This is a genomic window from Streptomyces sp. NPDC097595 (genome assembly GCF_044761525.1).
GTDB lineage: Bacteria > Actinomycetota > Actinomycetes > Streptomycetales > Streptomycetaceae > Streptomyces > Streptomyces drozdowiczii_A.
On sequence record NZ_JBIWCN010000004.1, the window covers coordinates 352,540 to 372,409 of the forward strand.

18 protein-coding genes are annotated in these 19,870 nt (G+C 69.1%); 14 read left to right on the top strand and 4 right to left on the bottom strand.

The window, feature by feature from the left end; all coding sequences use genetic code 11:
* Positions 1 to 15: 15 nt before the first annotated feature.
* Entirely contained in the window at positions 16 to 711 is a 696-nt protein-coding gene (locus ACIQZN_RS08850; RefSeq protein WP_403989696.1) for a hypothetical protein, read from the bottom strand.
* Between the two features lie 452 nt (positions 712 to 1,163).
* Between ACIQZN_RS08850 and ACIQZN_RS08855 the strand changes: the two genes are divergently transcribed.
* The 9 genes from ACIQZN_RS08855 (at position 1,164) to ACIQZN_RS08895 (ending at position 11,798) form a co-directional block, all read left to right on the top strand.
* Complete coding sequence (locus ACIQZN_RS08855; RefSeq protein WP_403989698.1) at positions 1,164 to 1,814, top strand: hypothetical protein; 651 nt, start codon at positions 1,164 to 1,166, stop codon at positions 1,812 to 1,814.
* Between the two features lie 23 nt (positions 1,815 to 1,837).
* Positions 1,838 to 2,845: a hypothetical protein gene (locus ACIQZN_RS08860; protein ID WP_403989700.1), complete on the top strand. Its 1,008-nt coding sequence runs from the start codon at positions 1,838 to 1,840 to the stop codon at positions 2,843 to 2,845.
* A 48-nt stretch (positions 2,846 to 2,893) separates the two neighbouring features.
* A complete protein-coding gene (locus ACIQZN_RS08865) occupies positions 2,894 to 3,433 on the top strand; it encodes a hypothetical protein (protein WP_403989702.1) in 540 nt (179 codons plus the stop codon).
* A gap of 15 nt (positions 3,434 to 3,448) precedes the next feature.
* Positions 3,449 to 4,279: a hypothetical protein gene (locus ACIQZN_RS08870; protein ID WP_403989704.1), complete on the top strand. Its 831-nt coding sequence runs from the start codon at positions 3,449 to 3,451 to the stop codon at positions 4,277 to 4,279.
* Between the two features lie 28 nt (positions 4,280 to 4,307).
* On the top strand, positions 4,308 to 5,597 hold the full coding sequence (locus ACIQZN_RS08875; RefSeq protein ID WP_403989706.1) for a PE-PGRS family protein: 1,290 nt from the start codon (positions 4,308 to 4,310) through the stop codon (positions 5,595 to 5,597).
* A 25-nt stretch (positions 5,598 to 5,622) separates the two neighbouring features.
* A complete protein-coding gene (locus tag ACIQZN_RS08880) occupies positions 5,623 to 6,213 on the top strand; it encodes a hypothetical protein (RefSeq protein ID WP_403989708.1) in 591 nt (196 codons plus the stop codon).
* Between the two features lie 101 nt (positions 6,214 to 6,314).
* Positions 6,315 to 6,893 (top strand): hypothetical protein, encoded by a 579-nt coding sequence (locus tag ACIQZN_RS08885; protein WP_403989710.1) that lies wholly within the window; start codon positions 6,315 to 6,317, stop codon positions 6,891 to 6,893.
* Between the two features lie 45 nt (positions 6,894 to 6,938).
* Positions 6,939 to 7,202: a hypothetical protein gene (locus ACIQZN_RS08890; protein WP_403989712.1), complete on the top strand. Its 264-nt coding sequence runs from the start codon at positions 6,939 to 6,941 to the stop codon at positions 7,200 to 7,202.
* A 135-nt stretch (positions 7,203 to 7,337) separates the two neighbouring features.
* Positions 7,338 to 11,798, top strand: coding sequence for an FtsK/SpoIIIE domain-containing protein (locus ACIQZN_RS08895; protein ID WP_403989714.1), 4,461 nt, complete (start codon positions 7,338 to 7,340; stop codon positions 11,796 to 11,798).
* 78 nt (positions 11,799 to 11,876) lie between these two features.
* Here ACIQZN_RS08895 and ACIQZN_RS08900 read toward each other — a convergent pair whose 3' ends face one another.
* Entirely contained in the window at positions 11,877 to 12,161 is a 285-nt protein-coding gene (locus ACIQZN_RS08900) for a WXG100 family type VII secretion target (RefSeq protein WP_403989716.1), read from the bottom strand.
* Positions 12,162 to 12,485: 324 nt separating this feature from the next.
* A complete protein-coding gene (locus ACIQZN_RS08905) occupies positions 12,486 to 13,364 on the bottom strand; it encodes a menaquinone biosynthetic enzyme MqnA/MqnD family protein (protein ID WP_403989718.1) in 879 nt (292 codons plus the stop codon).
* A 284-nt stretch (positions 13,365 to 13,648) separates the two neighbouring features.
* Between ACIQZN_RS08905 and ACIQZN_RS08910 the strand changes: the two genes are divergently transcribed.
* The 4 genes from ACIQZN_RS08910 (at position 13,649) to ACIQZN_RS08925 (ending at position 18,434) form a co-directional block, all read left to right on the top strand.
* Positions 13,649 to 13,852 carry a cold-shock protein gene (locus ACIQZN_RS08910; RefSeq protein ID WP_006347360.1) on the top strand — a complete coding sequence of 68 codons (204 nt, stop codon included), beginning with the start codon at positions 13,649 to 13,651 and terminating at the stop codon, positions 13,850 to 13,852.
* A gap of 154 nt (positions 13,853 to 14,006) precedes the next feature.
* Complete coding sequence (locus tag ACIQZN_RS08915) at positions 14,007 to 14,840, top strand: MerR family transcriptional regulator (protein WP_403989720.1); 834 nt, start codon at positions 14,007 to 14,009, stop codon at positions 14,838 to 14,840.
* 238 nt (positions 14,841 to 15,078) lie between these two features.
* Positions 15,079 to 18,045: a BTAD domain-containing putative transcriptional regulator gene (locus tag ACIQZN_RS08920; RefSeq protein WP_403989722.1), complete on the top strand. Its 2,967-nt coding sequence runs from the start codon at positions 15,079 to 15,081 to the stop codon at positions 18,043 to 18,045.
* Between the two features lie 209 nt (positions 18,046 to 18,254).
* Positions 18,255 to 18,434 carry a hypothetical protein gene (locus ACIQZN_RS08925; protein WP_391258181.1) on the top strand — a complete coding sequence of 60 codons (180 nt, stop codon included), beginning with the start codon at positions 18,255 to 18,257 and terminating at the stop codon, positions 18,432 to 18,434.
* A gap of 87 nt (positions 18,435 to 18,521) precedes the next feature.
* Here the strand turns inward: ACIQZN_RS08925 and ACIQZN_RS08930 are convergent, their stop codons facing one another.
* Positions 18,522 to 19,076, bottom strand: a complete 555-nt coding sequence (locus ACIQZN_RS08930) for a hypothetical protein (protein WP_403989724.1) — start codon at positions 19,074 to 19,076, stop codon at positions 18,522 to 18,524.
* A gap of 193 nt (positions 19,077 to 19,269) precedes the next feature.
* On the opposite strand from ACIQZN_RS08930, the gene ACIQZN_RS08935 reads away from it, so the two are divergent.
* Positions 19,270 to 19,845, top strand: coding sequence for a hypothetical protein (locus ACIQZN_RS08935; RefSeq protein WP_403989726.1), 576 nt, complete (start codon positions 19,270 to 19,272; stop codon positions 19,843 to 19,845).
* Positions 19,846 to 19,870: the final 25 nt, after the last annotated feature.

Sequence of the window (19,870 nt, forward strand, 5' to 3'; positions counted from 1 at the left end):
CTGTGCGCTCGTGAATCAGCTGGTGGGCGAGGGGACCAGCACCAGCGCGACCTGACCGGTCGCGGCGGCCTGGGTGAGTCCCTCGACGTCGGAACTGCTGACCAGGAGAGTGACGGGCAGACTGCCACTGCCGACCGTCGAGTTGTCGCCCCTGACGACGTCACTGACCTTGGCGCTCTGGACGATCAACGCGTTGGCGCCGGCAGCACCCTTGTCCGTATCAGTGCCGACACGGTACGCGGATACCTCGTCGCCGGTCTTGATGCCCGCCGGGTACTGCCCCTCCTTGAGGGCGAGCCCCACGAATGCCTTCCCGTCCGGCAGCCCCACGTCGTCCGAGAACATCTCGCCGATGGGGATGGTGCCTGCGACCAGAGTGCTCTTGGCCCGGAGCTTCTTCAGTTCGGTCCTCTGAGTCCACGGCACGTAGTGGACACCCGGGTCGTCCGCCACCATGACGGACGTCATGGAGTCGTCGGTCACGGCCTTCCCTGCCGGCACGTCCGCGGAGAGACGCACGACCTCGATCCGGTCACCGGCCCGCAGCACGAGCACGGTCGCACCGAGTGCGCCGACGAGAATCAGCAGTACGGCGAGCGCGGCAAGCGCGGGCTTGCGTTCACGCACCGGCGCCGGAAGCCGCTCACCTGCATGCTGGGCCGGTCCGGAACTCCGCTGGTTCCCCGCCCCCGTACGGTCCCGCACCTTCACGCAGCCGCTCCCCGTTTACCACCACAGACAATTCGGCCATTCAACAACCGTCAGGACTGACAGGTGAGTTGACCAGACACTGAAGACACCCAAAGGCCCTTGCAGCTTAACATTCGCACATATGTAGCATCAAGATGTTACGGCGGCAACCGCGAGGCGCCGCAAGGAAGTTCACTCTTCACTCATCTCCCCGATGCTCCCGGAACCACGACTGCGACCTGCACGCCGGCGAACCGGCCCGTTTTGCCCCCGCTCCGATCTCCTGCCACCGACGCCCGGTCCCACATCCGCCAGGACGGACGGGCTTCGCGGCACAACCCGCCCCCACAACACGCCCATCGGGCGGGTCCAGCGGCTGCCGGGACGATTGGCAAGTTCACGATGGCGAAACCAAGAGCCCCCCGGATAGCGTCATGTTGCCTCGGACATCAGTTGACCCACGGGAGTCGCCAGTGAACCGCCGCACGTTGCCCATCGCCACCGCGCTGACCACCGCAGCATTCCTCCTCCTGACCGCGTGCGGCAGCGACGACAAGCCCGAGGCGAACGACAAGATCGCGGGCGCCGACTCAGGCGGGACGAAGTCCGCGACGCCAACAGCGAGCCCGCCGGGCGAGTCGAACCGCCCACAGATCACCCTCCCCAAGGATGTGCAGAACGTCTTCGAAAGCTGGAAGACAGGCGACCCCACAAAGGACTCGATTCTGACAGATGTCAGCCAACGCATCAACGCAACGGATGCCGCCATCGCAAAGGGTGATTCCAACGCGTCGACTCTCCCCTTCTATTACCAGGGAGACGCATTGATTGGCGCAGCTGAGTGGATTCAGGGGTACAAGAAGGACGGTTTGTCCATCACGGGAACGACCCGATACTTCAAGCCCAAGATCGAAATGCTCGGCAAGACGTCCGCCGGCGTTGTCTATTGCGCGGACGAGAGCAAGGCGTACAACAAGGACCGCAAGACAGGCAAGGCCGACAAGTCCCCCGCCTCGGACGATTCGTATGTCTACTACAGCACCAGAGTGGACAAGAACGATCGGGATATCTGGCAGACCGTCAAGCTGACCTCGAAGAGAGGACACGAGTCGTGCACCCCGTGAACACATTCGGAAAATTGCTGCTGGTGGGCGCTACCGCCTCCGCACTGGCCCTGCTGCCCGGAACTGCGATTGCGGACAAAACTCGCGGCGACGGCTCCCAGGGCAATGTCAAGTCATCGGCGAAGCGGAACGGGCACACCCTCACCTCGCGCATCAGCTACTCCGGCTCCACCAAGGGCGCGTCCGGCAAATCGTCCGGCGGCTTCGCCGCCACCGGCAACTGGACGCCCCCGGCCTGCTGGTACGAGCCGCGCTCCCCCGCGGAGTTCAAGAAGAGCGTCGAGGACATGTACACGACGACTCTGAACACGCCCGGCCAGCACAGCTACGCCAAGGCCGCCGCCGGCCAGTACCGGGACATGTACAAGGACGGCAAGTACAAGAACTACAACCTGGACAAGGCCGACGAAGGCGCCTTCTGGGTCTCGGTCCAGGACAAGGACCGCTGGGACGAGCCGGGCGCGTGGAGCTGTAGCGAACTGCCCTTCTGGGTCGAGAAGGGCAAGGCTCCCCAGGTCAAGAACAGCGTCACCCCCGAAGTCCTCGCTCAACTCGCCTACAACCAGGTCGATGTCCCGAAGACCGAGGTCAGCCTCGCCCCGGCCGGCAACACCAAGGTCAACCTTCCCACCTGGGCCTGGCTCGACGAAGCGACCTTCAAACCCGTCTCGGTCACCGCCTCCCTCGACGCCGGCGGCGTCAGCCTCCGGTCGACCGTCACCGCCACCCCGGTCTCCCTGCACATCAAACCCGGCACCAAGGACGCGACCCTGCATCCCGGAAGCGGCGAATGCGCTTTCCACGACGGCCACATCGGCACCCCCTACGCCAAGGGCGACGCCGACAAGACGCCCTCGTGCGGAGTCACCTACCTGCGGTCCTCCGGAAACGGCTCGTACGCGCTCCAGGCCACCCTGACCTGGAACGTCACCTGGACCGGAACCGGCGGCGCAGGCGGCACTCTCCCCACGGGCGCCTTCGGCACCACACAGAACATCACCGTCCAGGAAATCCAGGCCATCAACCGTTGAGCGGCATCGGCCGGAAACTCCATATGGCCGACCGCCGAAAGGTCCCGAATGTATACCGAAAAGCTCCCCAAAACGTGGTCCGCCATCTGCATCGGCATCTATGTCGTCGGCGTCGCCTACATGGGGTTCGACTCGGTCCCGGAGGACACCGGGCCGTGGCTCGCCGTGTCGGCGGTTTTCCTCCTCCTCCTCATTCCCTGCCTCTCCGTCCCGATCTCGAAGGCCATCTACAACCGCATCCACATCGATCCGGCGCAGAACCTGCTCCGGGTCGGCCGGGAACGGATGGCCCTGACGGACGTGGACCCCGCCTCGGTCTTCCATGAGATCCAGCAGGATCCGCTTGGCATCGCTCAGCGATACGCCGCGTCGCTGGGCAACATCGACGCCCCGGTCCGGGGGCTCCGGGCAGCCGAGCGTGGCGCGCCGCGCCTCGTCGGTGGCGGATGGGGCGTCCCCATGGGCATGGAAAGCGTGGAGATCCGTACCCGGCAGGGCGAACGGCTCTCCATCGCCACGCACGACCGGATGGCCTTCCTCACCGCCCTGGCCGACTCCACCGCCCACGGAACACCCGGAATCCGATAGGAGAGGATGAGCGGCATGCCTTCCTTCGACAGCTCCCGCGGCCGGTTCCGCCTGGCGGACCGTCACATCACCGTACTGGCACATCTCATGGACAAGGAGGCACCGCCGGCCGAGCTCTTTCACTCGCTGGGCGAGCTTCAGCGCATCGGCCTCGTCGGCCCGGAGGGCGAGCTCTCGCCGCTGCTCCGCGACCTGCTGACCGCTCTCGCACAGCCTCTGGTCCTGATCCAGGCCGAAATGACCGGTCCACAGGGGCCGTTGAACCACGGCGTCGTGGTCGGCCAGGACACCGTGTTCTCCCACGACGGCTGGCCCGGGGACGAGGAGTCCGAATACGTTCCCATCCAGCCGAGCACTCTGGTGTGGGAGCTCGCCCGCAAGGTCAAGCTGCAAAGCATCGACATCGAGGAGTCCGAGCTGCTCGGCGTCCCCGAGATCACGACGACCATGGGCGCGCTGGATGCGGCATTCGCGGTGATGGAACAGGCGACGGACGACGTGGATGCCACCAGGACGGCCGTCATCGCCGCCGTTTCCGGTGCGAGCGACCTGGCTGAACCAGAACTGTCGGCCCTGGCCGAACTGGCCATGTCCCTCAACTCCACCTGGCGCATGACCACCACCTGGGGCGGCGCATCGGAAGCGGCCTCGGTGCGGAGCATCGCGGTGTGGGACTGCGGACACCACGGCAACTGGGAGCGCGTACAGCCCCAGGAGCCCATCCAGGAGGGGCAGATCGGCCCCGACACCACGCTCCGGGTCGTCCGGACCAGTTCCCGCGACCTCTGGGACAAGCTCGCCGACCTGCTCCCCGACAAGGAAGACCTCGTCCCGAGCAACGCGTAGCCGCAGGAAATTCACCCGGGGGACCACCGTGCGCAACGTCAACGCAGATGATCTGGATGAACTCGCCAAGCTCATAGACGGCAAGGGCGGGATGGGAGACAAGCTCACCGAGGCCCTGAGCCGGGCCTCCTCGCTCGGGGTCTCGGACCGTCTGGCGCCGATCAAGCCGATGCGCAGCTGGGTTACCGAGTCGGGCCCGGACATGCGCCGCCGTGCGACGGCGGTCAGAGAGGAGAAGCTGCTCGAACGGGGCGACCGGGAGACGTACAGCGACTGGCTGGCACGGATCGAAGCCCACTACCTGAAAAAAGTACCCGGCCTCGACAAGTACAGCGAGAAGGAGATCGAAGAGGTCCTGAACGACATATCGGACGTCGCCACCGGATTGAAGATCGGTGGACTCACCCTTACTTCGGGGCTCGGCATGGCGAACGTGCTCCTCAGGAACTCCTGGCACAGCGGCTGGCTGCGCACCCTCGTCGATTCCGGGGGGCTCGGCAGCACCGCGCAACGCCTGTCTCCGGGGATTCTCCGCTCCCTCGCTTCTCCCGGGAGCTGGCTCCCCGGGCAGTTGGCGGGCCAGGTCAACAGCCGTAGCGCGCTCTACCGGGCTCTCAGCCGAATCCCGTTCACCGGGACGCGTGAGGCCAGCATCTTCAGCACCGCCTGGGATGCGGCACGGGGGCTTCCTGTCCTGAACTCCCCCTTCGTGAGCCGCGGCATCAACGCCATCGTCGGATCGGACGCCGCAGCGGCGCTGTACGGCGGAGTGACCCACTCCGGTGCCCTCGTCACACGTGCCGCCAACGCGAACCTCTTCAAGGTCTGGCGCAGCGCGTCCTACTTCCAGGAACTCTCCAACGCCCGGCCCTCGGTCATCGCCGCCGGCAAGACCGCCTCCCCGTTCCTCAAGGGACTCGCCGCGACCGGGAAGACCGCTGGATTCCTGCGGGGCGCCGGCATCGCGAGCTCCGCCCTCGCGACCGGTCTGAGCGTCGCCAACGTCGCAGCCCAGGGAAACCCCGTCGAAGCCTTCAAGAAGAAGGGTGCCGGGTATGTGGCGGACGTGGCCGAGGCCGGCTTCAACGCGTCGTTGACGACTGCCATGATCGCTCCGAACCCTGTCACGATCGGGGCGACCGTCGTATTCGGCGGTGTGTACGTCGGCGCGAAGGTGGTGGAGCACTGGCCTGAAGTCAAGGAAAAGTGGAACACGACGAAGGACTGGGTCGGGGACAAGGCCTCGAAGGTCGGCTCCGGTATCGCGAACGGCGCGAAGAGTATCGGCAAACACGCGAACCCCATGAACTGGTTCTGACATCACATCACACCAGGGGTGCACGATGAATGAATTCATGTTTGAACTCGAGCAATTCTCCGCCAAAGAAGAGGAAGGCAGGTCGGGCACCGCCGGAGCCTTCGGTACGGTCACCGTCTCCGTCCCACGAAGAAAGTTTCGGGACAAGAGCTTGGGAAACTCCACCGAGATCCGTGCCGACGGTGAGCACATTCCCGAGGTTGTGTACCGGGCGGTCGGCAGGCCGCGTCCCGGACTGAGGGATGGCCGCCTGCTCGTCGACGGCACTCCCGTGGATCTCTCTTTCAACAGAAACGCCCTCCGGAACAAGTCCCGCGCGCTGCAATTGACTCATCAGGGCCGTGCATACGCATACATCGTCACCGGCAACCGCAAGGGAGCCGTCCTGCGGCGCGCCGGCGCGGACATCACCATCGCCCGGGAGAAGAGCACGTCCGGCAGGGGGCTGAACAGCGTCGGGACGGCGACCGGTGACGTGGACGCGGTCGATCTGGCGCTGGCCGTCGTCTTCGAGGAGGTCGACACATTCGATCTGACGTCGTTCGGCGCGGCCACCACGGCGTTCAACCGGATCGTCACCCCCAGAACGCATGACTCGGGCGTCGGGTCGGAATAGTGGAACCCGGCGAAGCCGACTTTCCAGGGGATCCCGATGAATCGAAATGAAACGCTTCGACCGATGTCGGCTCAAATCGTAACGAGGAAAGAAAGACAGAAATGAGCGAAATCACCTTCGAGCTCAGACCAGTCATCACCCGGAAGGAATCCGGCCGCAGAGGGCTGGTGGGTCCCTATGGTGAAGTGACTCTTGGACATACGCGCATCAAATGGCCGTGGTCCGCCGCGAAACCGCTGGAGCTTCGCCTTCATGGCGCGCAGGTGCCTGACGCCACGTACACCTCACTCAGCACGTATCGGCCCACGCTGAAGGCCCCGCACCTCGTCCTCGACGGCACGCCTGTCGATATGTCCTTCAAAAGCTGCGCGTTCCGGAAGAAGGACCGCGTACTGCGGTTGTCCTGGCTGGATCGCACGTACGACTACACCGTAACGGGAATGAAGAAGGGAGCCGTCCTCCGTCGGCCGGGGGTGGAAATCACCACTGAACGCAGGAAGAACCCGGCCGGAAAGGGGCTCTGCAGCTGGGGCACCGCGACCGGGGAGTGCGACGCAATCGATCTGGCACTGGCCGTCCTCTTCGAGGAGGTCGACACGTTTGAACTGACGACCTACGCGGCGATGTCCGAGGTCTTCAACAAGGTGACCACTCCTCGGCGGCCCGAACCGATGGACTGAATCCCACAGCGCGGTCACCACCGAACCGAACGGGGAGATTGAGGAATGGCAGACCCGGAACTCCAGGAACTCACCAGGCGCGCGGGCGAGCTCCGAAGCCTCGCCGACCACATCGCGAGCATCGCGGACGCCCCGCACACATACGCGACCGCCACCATGAAGACCTGGAAGGGCCCACACGCCGAGCGCACACGTGGGCAGCTGAAGTCCTGGCGGGCGAAGTGCGACACGGTGGCGGAGGCGCTGCGCGAGGAGGCCCGTACGTGCGACCAGTCGGTCAAGGACGCCAGGCAGAAGCAGAAGACCTGAGCCTCCGCCTGCCGTTGAGCCGCGCGGAAGTCCGGACGCCGTCCGTGAACGTGCCACACACGCATCACGCGCATGCCGAAGTGAATGCGCTCCCATGAACCGGCGGTCCGGCAGCGGACCGGGAGGAAGTAATCCATGCGAGTCCTGGTGACGGTCGTGCGGGAAGGGGTTGCCCCGCAGGACCTTCTGGTCACCCTGGAGGCGGAGGCGACCGCCGCCGATGTGGCGGCCTGCCTGACCGGTGGCGACGGGCGGGCATCCGGGGCGGTGACCGGGCAGTCGCCGTACCAGAACGTGGTGCTGTCGCGTTCCGTGTGGGGCGAGCGGATACCGGACCCCCGCGACGCCGGGGTCCCGCTCTGGGTCGACGGCCATCGGTGCGCGCCGGACGAGCCCGCGCGGTCCGTCCTGCGGGACGGTGCCCGCGTCACCACGGACGACGCCATCGGGCCGTTCATGCGGACAGGAGAGCCCACGGGGCGGTACGAACTCCATGTCAGCGGGGGACCCGGTTCCGGGCATGTAGCCCGCATCCAGGTCGGCAGGTCGACCATCGGCACCGGTTCCTCGTGCACCCTTCCACTCGCCGACCGCTCGCTGCCCCCGCTCGCCCTCGAACTCTCGGTCGGCCTGGACGGGGCCGTGACGCTCCATCCCCGGGAAGGCGTCTCCGCCTCCATCGGCAACGACGTGGTCACCGCGGACTGCGACTGGCCCGTGGGCGCGGTCGTCCGCGTCGGTGACTCCGTCATCGGGCTGCGGGAACCGCAGCGCCCGGACGCCCACTTGGCGCCCACGGAGGACGGCGGCTACGCCTACAACCGTCCGCCGAGGCTGTCGCCCCTGCGACGGCGCCCCCGCCTCATCGTCCCTGTGGAGCCGGTGAAGGGCGAGGGGCCGCGCCTCCAGCTGCTGGCCTCGATGATCCCGGCCTTCTTCGGCGTCGGGATGTACTTCATGACCAAGCAGCTCTACACACTGCTGTTCTGCGCCATGAGTCCGCTGATGATGATCGGCTACTGGGCCGGCGAGGCCCGGCACGAACGCAAGCGGTACAAGCGGGCGGTCAAGCAGTACAAGGCGGACAGCGCGGCGTACGCGACGAACCTGACCGAGCTCGGCGTGGAGGAGCAGCGCGGTCGCCGGGAGGCCCACCCGGATCCGGCGGAGCTGCTGCTGTGGGCCACCGGCCCTCGCAGACGCCTCTGGGAGCGCCGGATCGTCGATCCGGATGCGCTCCAGCTCCGCGCCGGTCTCGCCGCTCTCCCTTCGGACGTGGAACTGCGGTCCGCCAACGGCGGCACTCTCGACGATTCGGTGCAGCCGCCCGTCCTTGCGGACGTACCTGCCGTGCTGCCGCTCGCGGAGCTGGGCGTCGTCGGTGTCGCGGGTGACCGCGGGTCCGCCCTCGGTGTCGCGAACTGGATGGTCGCGCAGGCCGCGATCCTGCACAGTCCCCGGGATCTCGCGCTCGTTGCGCTCTCTTCCTCGCCGGATGCCCAGGACGTCTGGACATGGGTGCACTGGCTGCCGCACACCACCCCCCAGGCGGGGCAGAACTGCCTTTCGCTGGTCGGCTCGGACCCCGAGGCCATCGGACGCCGGGTCCAGGAGCTACTGGCCGAACTGGAGCGCCGGAAGGCGGCGTCCCAGGGGTTCGGCACGGCAGGCGGGCTGAGCCCCGATCCGTACACCCTGATCGTCCTGGACGGGGCACGGCTGCTGCGGCGCGTCCCCGGCATGCCGCAACTCCTCAAGGAGGGCCCCCTTTTCGGCATGTTCGCCCTCTGCATCGAGGAGGACGAACGGCTGCTGCCCGAAGAGTGCAAGGCGGCCGTCAGCGGCCGGACCGATGCCCCGCACCACGTCGAGATCAGCGGCGGGGGGCTTGAAGCCCTGGGCGACGTACTGGCGGATCAGGTGTCGACGGCCTGGTGCGAGCTCGTCGCGCGTTCGCTGGCACCGGTACGGGATGTGAGCCAGGACGACGCCAACGCGGCGTTGCCCACCGCGGCGCGGCTGCTGTCGCTGCTCGGGATGCCCGATCCGGCCGGTGCGGATGTCGCCGGTGTCTGGAAGCGGGGCGGGTCGACCACCGAGGTGCCGATCGGCATCGCTGCGGACGGCCCGTTCACGCTCGACATCAGGCGCGACGGCCCCCACGCCCTGGTGGCGGGTACGACCGGTGCCGGCAAGTCCGAGCTGCTCCAGACGATCATCGCTTCGCTGGCCGTCGCCAACCGGCCCGATGCCCTGAACTTCGTCCTGATCGACTACAAGGGCGGCAGCGCGTTCATGGACTGCGCCCGCCTTCCGCACACCGTCGGCATGGTGAGCGACCTCGACGCGCACCTGACCGAACGTGCCCTCGCCTCCCTGGCCGCCGAGCTCAAACGGCGCGAGGAAATACTCTTCGAGACCGGCACCAAGGACATTGAGGACTACAACGACACCCGAAAGCTTCGCCCCGGGCTGGAGCCGATGGCCCGGCTCGTCCTGATCATCGACGAGTTCGCCTCGCTCGTGGCCGAGCTGCCCGACTTCATCGCGGGCCTCGTCGACATCGCCAGGCGAGGCCGCTCCCTCGGGGTGCACCTCATTCTGGCGACCCAGCGTCCGGCGGGCGTCGTCAGCCAGGACATCCGCGCCAACACCAACCTGCGCATCGCACTCCGGGTGACGGACAGCACCGAATCCACGGACGTCATCGAGGCGCCCGACGCCGGGGCCATCGCGAAGTCCACACCTGGCCGGGCGTACGTCCGTTCCGGCGCGCAGTCCCTCGTGGCCGTCCAGTCGGCCCGTATCGGTGGCCGGCGCCCGAGCATCGGCGCGGACCGCCCCAAGGCCGTCGCGGCCACTGTGGGCTGGAGGGACTTCGGCCGCCCGGCGCCCAGCGCAGCCGGGGGCGAGGACGACGGAACGATGGTCACCGACCTCAGCCTGCTGGTCGACGCGGTACGCGACGGTGCGGAGCTGATGGGCTTCGGCCCTCGGCCCAGCCCCTGGCTCCCGCCGCTGCCCGAGCTGCTGTCGGTCGGCGACCTGCCGGAGGCCACCGACGCGCCGGAGCCCGGCGGCGAGGTCACCCCGATCCGGATGGGGCTCACGGACCTTCCCTCGGAGCAGGCGCGTGCCGCGCTGACGCTGGACCTCGTCCACGGTGAGCACATGATGCTGATCGGCGGGGCGCGGTCGGGCCGCTCCACCGCGCTGCGTACCCTCGCCGGTTCGCTGGTCGCCACCACATCGCCGAGGGACGTGCACCTCTACGGCATCGACTGCGGAGCCAACGCGCTGCTGCCGCTGACCAGGCTTCCGCACTGCGGGGCGGTGGTCACCCGTGACCAGCCGGACCGGGTGCGACGGCTGCTCGGCCGGCTGACCGACGAGATCTCGCGCCGCCAGCAGCTCCTGGCCGTGGAGGGCCTTTCGAGCGCCGCCGAGCAGCGCGCGTCGGCGGCCCCCGAGGACCGGCTGCCCTGGATGGTGCTCCTCCTGGACGGCTGGGAGGGGTACACCGCGGCTCTGGAGGGCATCGACTACGGCCGGCTCATCGAGATGATCATCAAGATCTTCCGGGAGGGCGCTGCCGTGGGGGTGAAGGTGGTCATGACCGCGGACCGGAGTGGGTTCAGCGGCCAGGTCTCCCCGTCGTTCGGCGACAAGCTCATCCTGCGCATGACTGACAGCAGCGACTACACACTGGCCGGCCTGTCCACCCGAGACACGCCGAAGAGCATGCCGTCCGGCCGGGCCCTGCGTCTGACCGACCACGGCGTCCAGGAGAGCCAGATCGCGCTCCTGACACCCGACCCGGCCGGGCAGGCCCAGGTCGCGGCGTTGCGGGACATCGGCGAGGAGGCGCTGCGACTCCACGGCGTTCCGCCCCGAGGGCTGCGGCCGCTCCGCGTGGACGAGCTGCCCGTGCGGCTCACCGTCGCGGAAGCCAGGGCGCTCGCCCCCGACTTCACTCCCCCGTCACCGCTCTGGGCGCTCTTCTGCGCGGGCGGCGACGAGCTGGAGCCGATCGGGGTCGACTTGGAGGAGTCCGGTCCCGGGTTCCTCGTCGCCGGTCCTCCCAAGTCGGGCCGCTCCACAACGCTCCTGGTGGCCGCGCGCACCCTGCTCGGCCAGCAGGTGCCTCTGATCCTCGTGACACCCCGGCGCTCTCCGCTCCGCACTCTGGGGGCCGAGGCGGGCGTCCTCGGCGTGCTCGACTCGGAGAGCTCGGCCAAGGATCTCGCCGAGCTGACCGGACGCGCGAACGGTACGTACGCGGTCGTGGTGGACGATGCCGAGATGCTCTACGACTCCGAGCTCGACACCGCCCTGGAGGAGGTCGCGCAGGCCGGACGGGATGGCGCGATCGGTATCATCGCCGCCGGTGCCACGGACACGCTCAGTTCGCAGTACCGGGGGTTCGGCGTGGAGGTCCGGCGGTCGCGCCAGGGCCTGATCCTCTCGCCCCAGAGCACTTCGGACGGCGAGCTGTTCAACATGCGGCTGCCCAGTCCCGGCAGCGGCCCCACCGGACGGGGTCTGCTCATTCGCAACGGACAGGTGATGCCGGTCCAGGCATTGCTGGAAGCGTAGGGGCGGGGCCGAGCCGGCACACGAGAATGCCGGGGCGGCCCGGCCGGGCCGCCCCGGCATCACGCCGTACGAAGGCTGCTACCTGGTTGCCTCGTCGATCCGGTCGTGACTGCTCTTTGCGGACTTGTGAGCATCGCCAAGGGAGTTGGCGAGCTTCTCAAGGTGCGGCTTGAAGCCGGTCCAGTCGTCACGGAACCGGTCGGCGCCAGGGCCCCGCCAGGAATCGTGGCTGTTCTTGGACTTGCCGTCCAGGAGAGTGATGAGGTCGCGGACCTCTCCCTCCTTCTTCTGGAACGCTTCGTACAGGCCCTTGAGCTCTGTGAGACTTGCACCGCGGTCGATACCGCCGGGTCCACCAGCCATCCGAGACCTCCCCGTGTTGCATCGCAGACAACTTCAGCTGTTTCAGGGGACGCTACCGCATCACAAGCAACATCCGGAAGAAGACCGGACAGTCGGTGGGACCGGACGGCCGACCGCGCCCGGTCCACTCGAAATGGCCCGCCAGTCAGGAGACTTACCCGCGCCGGCCTTATGCGGCCGCTTCAATTCGTCCCCTGTTGCATGGCCGGTCGAATAGCCGAACAGATACGGACGCAGACCCGCGCGGCGAGAAGCCGGCCCGTTTTCCAGGTCCGGGACAATTTCGCGATTTCGCCCCCTGGGGGAATATGCCCATAGGACACCTCATCCGCCGAGGAGCTCCACCTTCACGTCCGCCGGGAAGCCCGCCGCCGCACCGGTGCGCCGGGCGAACTCCTGGACGCCCGCCAGCTGGTCCGGGCCGAAGCGGAAGTCGAGCGTCGTGAAGTAGCGCTCCAGGACCTCCGCGTCGAACGCCTCCCAGCGCGCCGCCTGCTCGGCGACCTTGGTGACCTCCTCCAGGGACAGGTCGCGGGACGCGAGGAACGCCTCGTGGACATGCTTGACGGCCGTGGGCTCGGCGGCCAGGTAGTCCTTGCGGGCGGCCCAGACGGCGAAGACGAACGGCAGGCCCGTCCACTCCTTCCACATCGCGCCCAGGTCGTGGACCTGGAGCCCGAGGCGGGGCGCGTCGTGCAGGTTGGCGCGCAGGGCCGCGTCACCGATGAGGACGGCGGCGTCCGCCTCCTGCATCATCAGGCCCAGGTCCGGCGGGCAGGTGTAGTAGTCGGGGGTGACTCCGTACCGCTCGGCGAGCAGCAGCCGGGCCAGCCGTACGGAGGTGCGGGAGGTCGATCCGAGGGCGACGCGGGCCCGGTCCAGGTCCTCCAGCGGCCGCTGCGAGACGATCACGCAGGACATGACGGGGCCGTCGCAGCCGACGGCGATGTCGGGGAAGGCGACCAGGTCGTCCGCGTTGCGCAGGAACTCGACCAGGGTGACGGGGGCGATGTCCAGCTCACCCCTGACCAGTTGCTCGCTGAGCTTCTCCGGGGTGTCCTTCGACAGCTCCAGGTCGAGCAGGGTTCCGGTGCGTGCCAGCCCCCAGTAGAGGGGAAGGCAGTTGAGGAACTGGATGTGGCCGACGCGCGGCCGGGGGCGACGGTCGTCGCCCGCGACGTTTGAAACGGTTGAATTGTCCACATCGCGAGGCTAGACCTGTCCCGGCCGGGCCGCCCCACCGGGGGCGGTGGCGCACAGGAAGGCCCTCTCGGATGGCTCATCCGGACGGCTATCAAACATCCGGGTGAAGTGATCTTTCCCTCTACCCCTACGCACACGCTGCGTGCTAGGCTCGACAGCAAGTTGCAGTTTGGTTTCCCTTGCAGTACAGAGCCTGCGGAGCATGTAACCCCGCAGGCTTTTGTAGTTTTCAGACTTCATTGCAGGTTCTGGAGCAGGGCAACCCTTTGGCCCAAGGAGGGCTTATGGCTACCGGAACCGTCAAGTGGTTCAACGCTGAAAAGGGCTTCGGCTTCATCGCCCAGGACGGCGGCGGCCCGGATGTCTTCGTCCACTACTCCGCGATCAACGCGGCCGGGTTCCGCTCCCTCGAGGAGAACCAGGTCGTGAACTTCGACGTCACTCAGGGTCCGAAGGGCCCGCAGGCTGAGAACGTCACCCCGGCCTAGTTGCCCGGGTCGGCCGATCGCGGCCGGTAAGAGCAGTACCCAAGGAGCCCCGCTCCTCCGCACCGGCGGAGGGACGGGGCTCCTGCCCGTGCGCGGCCCGTTCAGACCGCCCCTTGACCTTCACACCGTGTGAAGCCGTGCAGTGGGAGACGTCATGTTCACCATCGGAGACTTCGCCCGGTACGGGCGGGTGTCGGCCCGCATGCTGCGTCATTACGACGAGATCGGGCTGCTGCACCCGGACCGCACCGACCCCTCGACCGGCTACCGCCACTACGGCGCCGCCCAGCTCGCCCGGCTCAACCGGATCATCGCGCTCAAGGACCTCGGCTTCACGCTCCAGCAGGTGGGGGCGGTCCTGGACGAGGCGGTGGGCCCGGAGGAGCTGCGCGGGATGCTGCGGCTGCGGCGTACGGAGCTGGAGGCGGCGATGGCCGCGGCGGCGGCCAGGCTGGCGCAGGTCGAGGCGAGGCTCCGGTCCATCGAGAGCGAGGGACACATGTCCAAGGACGACGTCGTGATGAAGAAGGTGCCCGCGGTGCGGGTCGCGGAGCTGACCGGGGTGGCCGGCAGCTACGAGCCGCAGGACATCACCCCGGTGATCGGCCCGCTGTACGACCGGCTCCTCCCCCTCCTCGGGGCGGCGGGCCTGACCCCGTCGGGCCCCGGGATCGCCCGGTACGAGGACGTGCCGGACGGCGGCGGCAGCGTCACCGTGCACGCCGGGGTGACGGTCTCCGCGCCCGTCGGGCCGGTCGGTGACACCGGGATCACCGTGGTCGAGCTGCCCGCCTTCGAGGCGGCGACCGTCGTGCACCGGGGCTCCATGGACGCCGTGCTGCCCACCGCCCAGACCCTGGCCCGCTGGATCGACGCCAACGGCTACCGGTCGTCGGGGTACGCCCGCGAGATCAGCCTCGAATGCCCGGAGGACCGGGACGCGTGGGTGACCGAGCTCCAGGAGCCGGTGGTCCGGGCGACGGCCTGAGACCCGGGGCGCCCGTCCCGGGACGGGCGCCCCGCTTCGTACGTCCCTGTCCCAACTGCCCCGTTCCGGATCGTTGTCGAGGGCTTGTGCAGAGAGTCATCCGTTACTGACGGGCCGACCCTTCACAAGGCAGACTGTTGACGGCGATATCAACGGTATGGAGCAATCCGGATGGTCTATGACCAATCCGGACACGGCGGCCGTGCCGGGCCGTGCGCAGGCAGGACAGGAGGCAGCAATGGGCCGTGACGACGGGCCACGGGTACGCGTTCCGCAGCAGCGGGCCCCCGAGCGGGGCCCGGAGCAGGAGGCCGTGCTGCACTTCTCCGTACTCGGCCCGGTCCGGGTCCACCGGGGCGGCGAGACGCTGCCGTCCGGATCGCCGCAACAGCGCGCGCTGCTGACGGCGTTGCTGCTGCGCGGCGGGCACACCGCGACGGCCGCCGAACTCATCGACGGCATCTGGGGCGACGAACCGCCCTCGCAGGCGCTGGCCGCCGTACGCACCTACGCCTCCCGGCTGCGCAAGATCCTCGGCCCCGAGACCCTGGTCAGCGACTCCGGCGGTTACGCGATGCGCACCGGTGCCGACGCGCTGGACCTGACCGTGGCTCAGGAGCTGTCGGCCGGGGCGGAGAAGGCGCGGGCGGGCGGCGACCGGGACGCGGCGCGGGCCCTGCTGAGCAAGGCGCTCGGCCTGTGGGACGGCGAGGCGCTGGCCTCGGTGCCCGGGCCGTACGCGGAGTACCAGCGCACCCGCCTGGAGGAGTGGCGGCTCCAGCTCACCGAGACCCGGCTCGACCTGGACCTGGAGGCCGGCTGCCACGCGGAGGCGGTCTCCGAACTGACCGCGCTCACCGCCGCGCACCCCCTGCGGGAGCGGCTGCGCGAGCTGCTGATGGTGGCCCTGTACCGCAGCGGACGGCAGGCGGAGGCGCTGGCCGTCTACGCGGACACCCGGCGGCTGCTCGCCGAGGAGCTGGGCGTCGATCCGCGCGCGGAGCTGGGCCGGCTCCAGCAGCGCATCCTGCGCGCCGACGAGGAACTGGCCCGCCCGGCGGACAACCCGGCCCCGGCCCCCGCGCCGGTCCGCCCGGCCCAGCTGCCCGCGACCGTCCCGGACTTCACGGGCCGGGACGCGTTCGTACGCGAGCTGGGCGACCGGCTCGGCACGGCGGAGGGGTCCGTGATGGCCGTCTCCGCGCTGGCCGGCATCGGGGGCGTCGGCAAGACGACGCTCGCCGTCCACGTCGCCCACCGGGCCCGCAGACACTTCCCGGACGGGCAGCTGTACGTCGACCTCCAGGGCGCCGGGGCCCGGGCCGCCGAGCCGGAGACGGTCCTCGGCGCGTTCCTGCGGGCGCTCGGCACCGCGGACTCGGCCATTCCGGAGACCCTGGACGAGCGGGCCGCGCTGTACCGCTCCGCGCTGGACGGGCGCCGGGTGCTGGTCCTCCTCGACAACGCCCACGACGCCGCCCAGATCCGGCCGTTGCTCCCCGGCACGGAGGGGTGCGCGGCGCTGGTGACGAGCCGGGTGCGGATGGTCGACCTGGCCGGGGCGCATCTGGTCGACCTGGACGTGATGTCGCCGGAGGAGGCGCTCCAGCTCTTCACCCGGATCGTCGGCGAGGAGCGGATCAACTCGGAGCGGGAGGCCGCGCTCGACGTGGTCGCCGCGTGCGGCTTCCTCCCCCTGGCGATCCGCATCGCCGCATCGCGGCTGGCCTCCCGGCGCACCTGGACCGTCTCGGTCCTCGCCGCCAAGCTGGCCGACGAGCGCCGCCGCCTGGACGAGCTCCAGGCGGGCGACCTCGCGGTGAAGGCCACCTTCGAACTCGGCTACGGCCAGCTGGAACCGGCCCAGGCCCGCGCCTTCCGCCTCCTCGGCCTCGCGGACGGCCCGGACATCTCGCTGGCCGCCGCGGCCGCCCTCCTCGACCGCGACCCGCACACGGCGGAGGACCTCCTGGAGGCCCTGGTCGACACGTCCCTGGTCGAGTCCGCCGCCCCGGGCCGCTACCGCTACCACGACCTGGTCCGCCTGTACGCGCGCTCCTGCGCGGAGCGGGACGAACAGGAGCCCGGGGAACGGGATGCGGCGCTGTCGCGGCTGCTGGACTTCTACCTGGCGACGGCGGCGGGGGTGTACGCGCTGGAGCGGCCGGGGGACCGGCTGGTGGACCACCTGGAACGCACGGAGGGCGCCGGGCTGTCCTTCAGCGACCGGCACGACGCCCAGGACTGGCTGTACGCGGAGGCCGGGACGTTGCTGGCCTGTCTGCGCCAGTCGACCGCCCCGACGATGCTGCGCCGGTCGATCGATCTGCTGTGGGCGGCCCTGGACCTGGCCGAGTCCGGTGCCAACTCCAAGCAGTACGAGGCGGCCGCCTCCTTCATGCTGGACGCCGCGCGCGCCGGCGGCGACCGCAGGGCCGAGCGCCGTTCGCTGGTCACGTTGAGCAACGCCCACCTGGTGGCGGGCCGGTTCGCCCTGGCGGACCAGGAGGCCTGTCAGGTACTGGAGTTGGCGCACGAGACGGAAGATCCGCTCCCCGACTGCTGGGCGTACAACCACCGAGGCGTCATCGCCATCTACCAGAGCCGCCACGAGGACGGCGAGAGGTACCTGACCCACGCGATCGAAGCCTTCCAGGCGGGCGAGAACCTTCCCGGTGAGGCGTCGTCGCTCTGCAATCTCTCCCGGGTGCACCTGGCCATGGGCCGTACGGCGAGCGCGGTGGCCCTGGCGCGGAAGGGCATCGAGATATACGACGGCATGGGGCACTCCCTGCGGGGCGCGAACGCCCGCTACGCCCTGGGCATCGCACTGACCCGGAGCGGCGATCTCCAGGAGGCGACGAGCAGCTTCCTGGAGGCCCTGGAGGTCTTCCGAGACAGCCGGCAGCGTCTGTGGGAGGGCATGACCATCTTCCGCCTCGCGGAGACGGACCTGGCCGCCGACAACCCGGCGCAGGCCGCCTCCAAGGCGGAGACCGCGCTGACGGTACTGCGCGGCATCGGCGGGGAGTGGCGCCGGGGCAACGTGCTGACGGTCCTGGGAAAGGCCTTGGACGGCATCGGCCAGACGGGGCGTGCCGAGGCGTGCTGGCGCGAGGCGCTGGCCATCTACGACACCGACGGCTCCGAGGAAGCGGCCCAGATCCGTGCCCTGCTGGCCCGTGTCCCCTCCGAGCGGTCCTGAGGGCGACAGGCTCGTCGTTCATCGTTCGTTTATCGCCGGGCGGCAAGCTCATGCCTGTCGATCCGTCGCGTCGGGGGGCAGGCGGGACGACCAGTGGCCAGACCACTATGGTGAGCGGCCCTGACAGGGGGCCCGCCCGGCAGTCCACGGGGGAACAGCCGGGCGGGCCCCTCCCACGCAACAACGCCAGCCACAACGGAGATGACCCCATGGGTGACAAGAAGAAGACCGACCCGATTTTCAAGCCGGCCGACACCCACGCCACCGGCGGGGACGCGGATCTGACGACGCAGGACACGCACGCCACCGTGGAGCCCCTGGACACCCACGCCACCGGGGGCGAGGTCAAGCCGCTCGACACCCACGCGACGAGCGAGCCGGCCAACTGAAGCCGTAATTCGACGGGGGCACGGGGGAACGGCCGCGGCGGCGCGGAGGGGATGCCGTCGCGGCCGTTACGTTTGCGTGCGGTGCGGTCAGAAGCTCAGCTCGGCCGTGACCTTGCACTTCTTCACGCGGGAGACCTGGCGCGGGCTGTCCATCCGGACGGACACCGTCTTCGTGTCGCCGTAGTCCGCCTCCACGGTCGCCTCGCCCGTGTCGACCACGCTGCCCATCGAGTCCAGGAACGTCACGTCCACCTCGTAGGTGTGCGTGCCGGAGGCGACCGGGGTCAGGCGGACCGTGGACGCGGTGACCGCCTTGCGCTTGCCCTTCGCGGGCTGGGCGCAGCGGAAGACGTACACCTGCGGCGCGTCCGACGCGGTGGCGGTGGGGGTCGGGTCGCTGTACGTGGAGCCCGACGAGCCGCTCGACGAGTAGTCGTCGTCGTAGTCGTCGTCCGAGTCCGTGTCGTGGTACGTACCGTTGCTCTTCTTGGAGTTGGAGCATCCGCCGCCGCTGCTGCTGTGGCTGCTGGACCGGCTCTTTCCGCTCTTGCTCTTGCCGCCGTGGCTGCCACTTGAGAAGCCGGTGAGCGCGAGTACCACCGCGACCAGGACCACCGTCAGCTTGACGTGCTGCCGTGTCATCGAATCCGCCCCCGATTGTGTGCTGTTGTGCGCCGCCGGCCCGGGTGGCCGGGCGACACGGAACCGTAACGCACAGCATGGCGCGGATGACCGGCGGGCCGGTCATGGCCCTGTCACGGTCTCGTTCCCGTCTGGTGGCGGGGGCAACCCGTGCGGCGTAGCGTCGGAGCGAGAGCGCTCTGGAGGTACGGAGATGATCCGCAACGTCCTCGGTGCGGTCCTCGCTCTCGCCGGAGCGGCGGCCGCCGTGCTGAGCCCCTTCCGTGACTGGTACGACGGCCGCCTCGGGCGGCATTACCGGCTGGGCGACCTCTTCACCGGTACCGGTGTGACCGGTACGCAGTCCGGCGGCCTGTTCGGCTCGCTGTGGCTGCCGTTCCTGTGCGCGGCGGTCGTGACGGTGGTGGGGGTCGTCCTGCGCTCCCGTACGCTCGTCGCCCTCGCGGGCGTGGTGGTGCTCGGGTTCACCGTGCTGTGGATGGTCCGCGTCTTCCAGGTCACGGACAGCCTGGCCGTCACGGGCGACGGTTCGGGGCTGGGCTTGGGCGTGGCGTTGGCGCTGGGCGGGGGTGTGCTGATGCTTTTGGGGGCCTGGGCGATGTCTGGCCGCCGCCGCGCCCCGCGATACGACGCGCCGGGGTCCGCGGACCCCGACACGTGGCCGCCGACCCGGGAGCCCGGGCCTTCGGTCCAGACGAGCCCGTGGCCGGAGCCGGAGGGCGACGACCCCTACGTCGGGCCTGACAAGTCAAGCCCGTCCGGCGATTGAGGACGGAACCGTTGCCCTGGTGGGC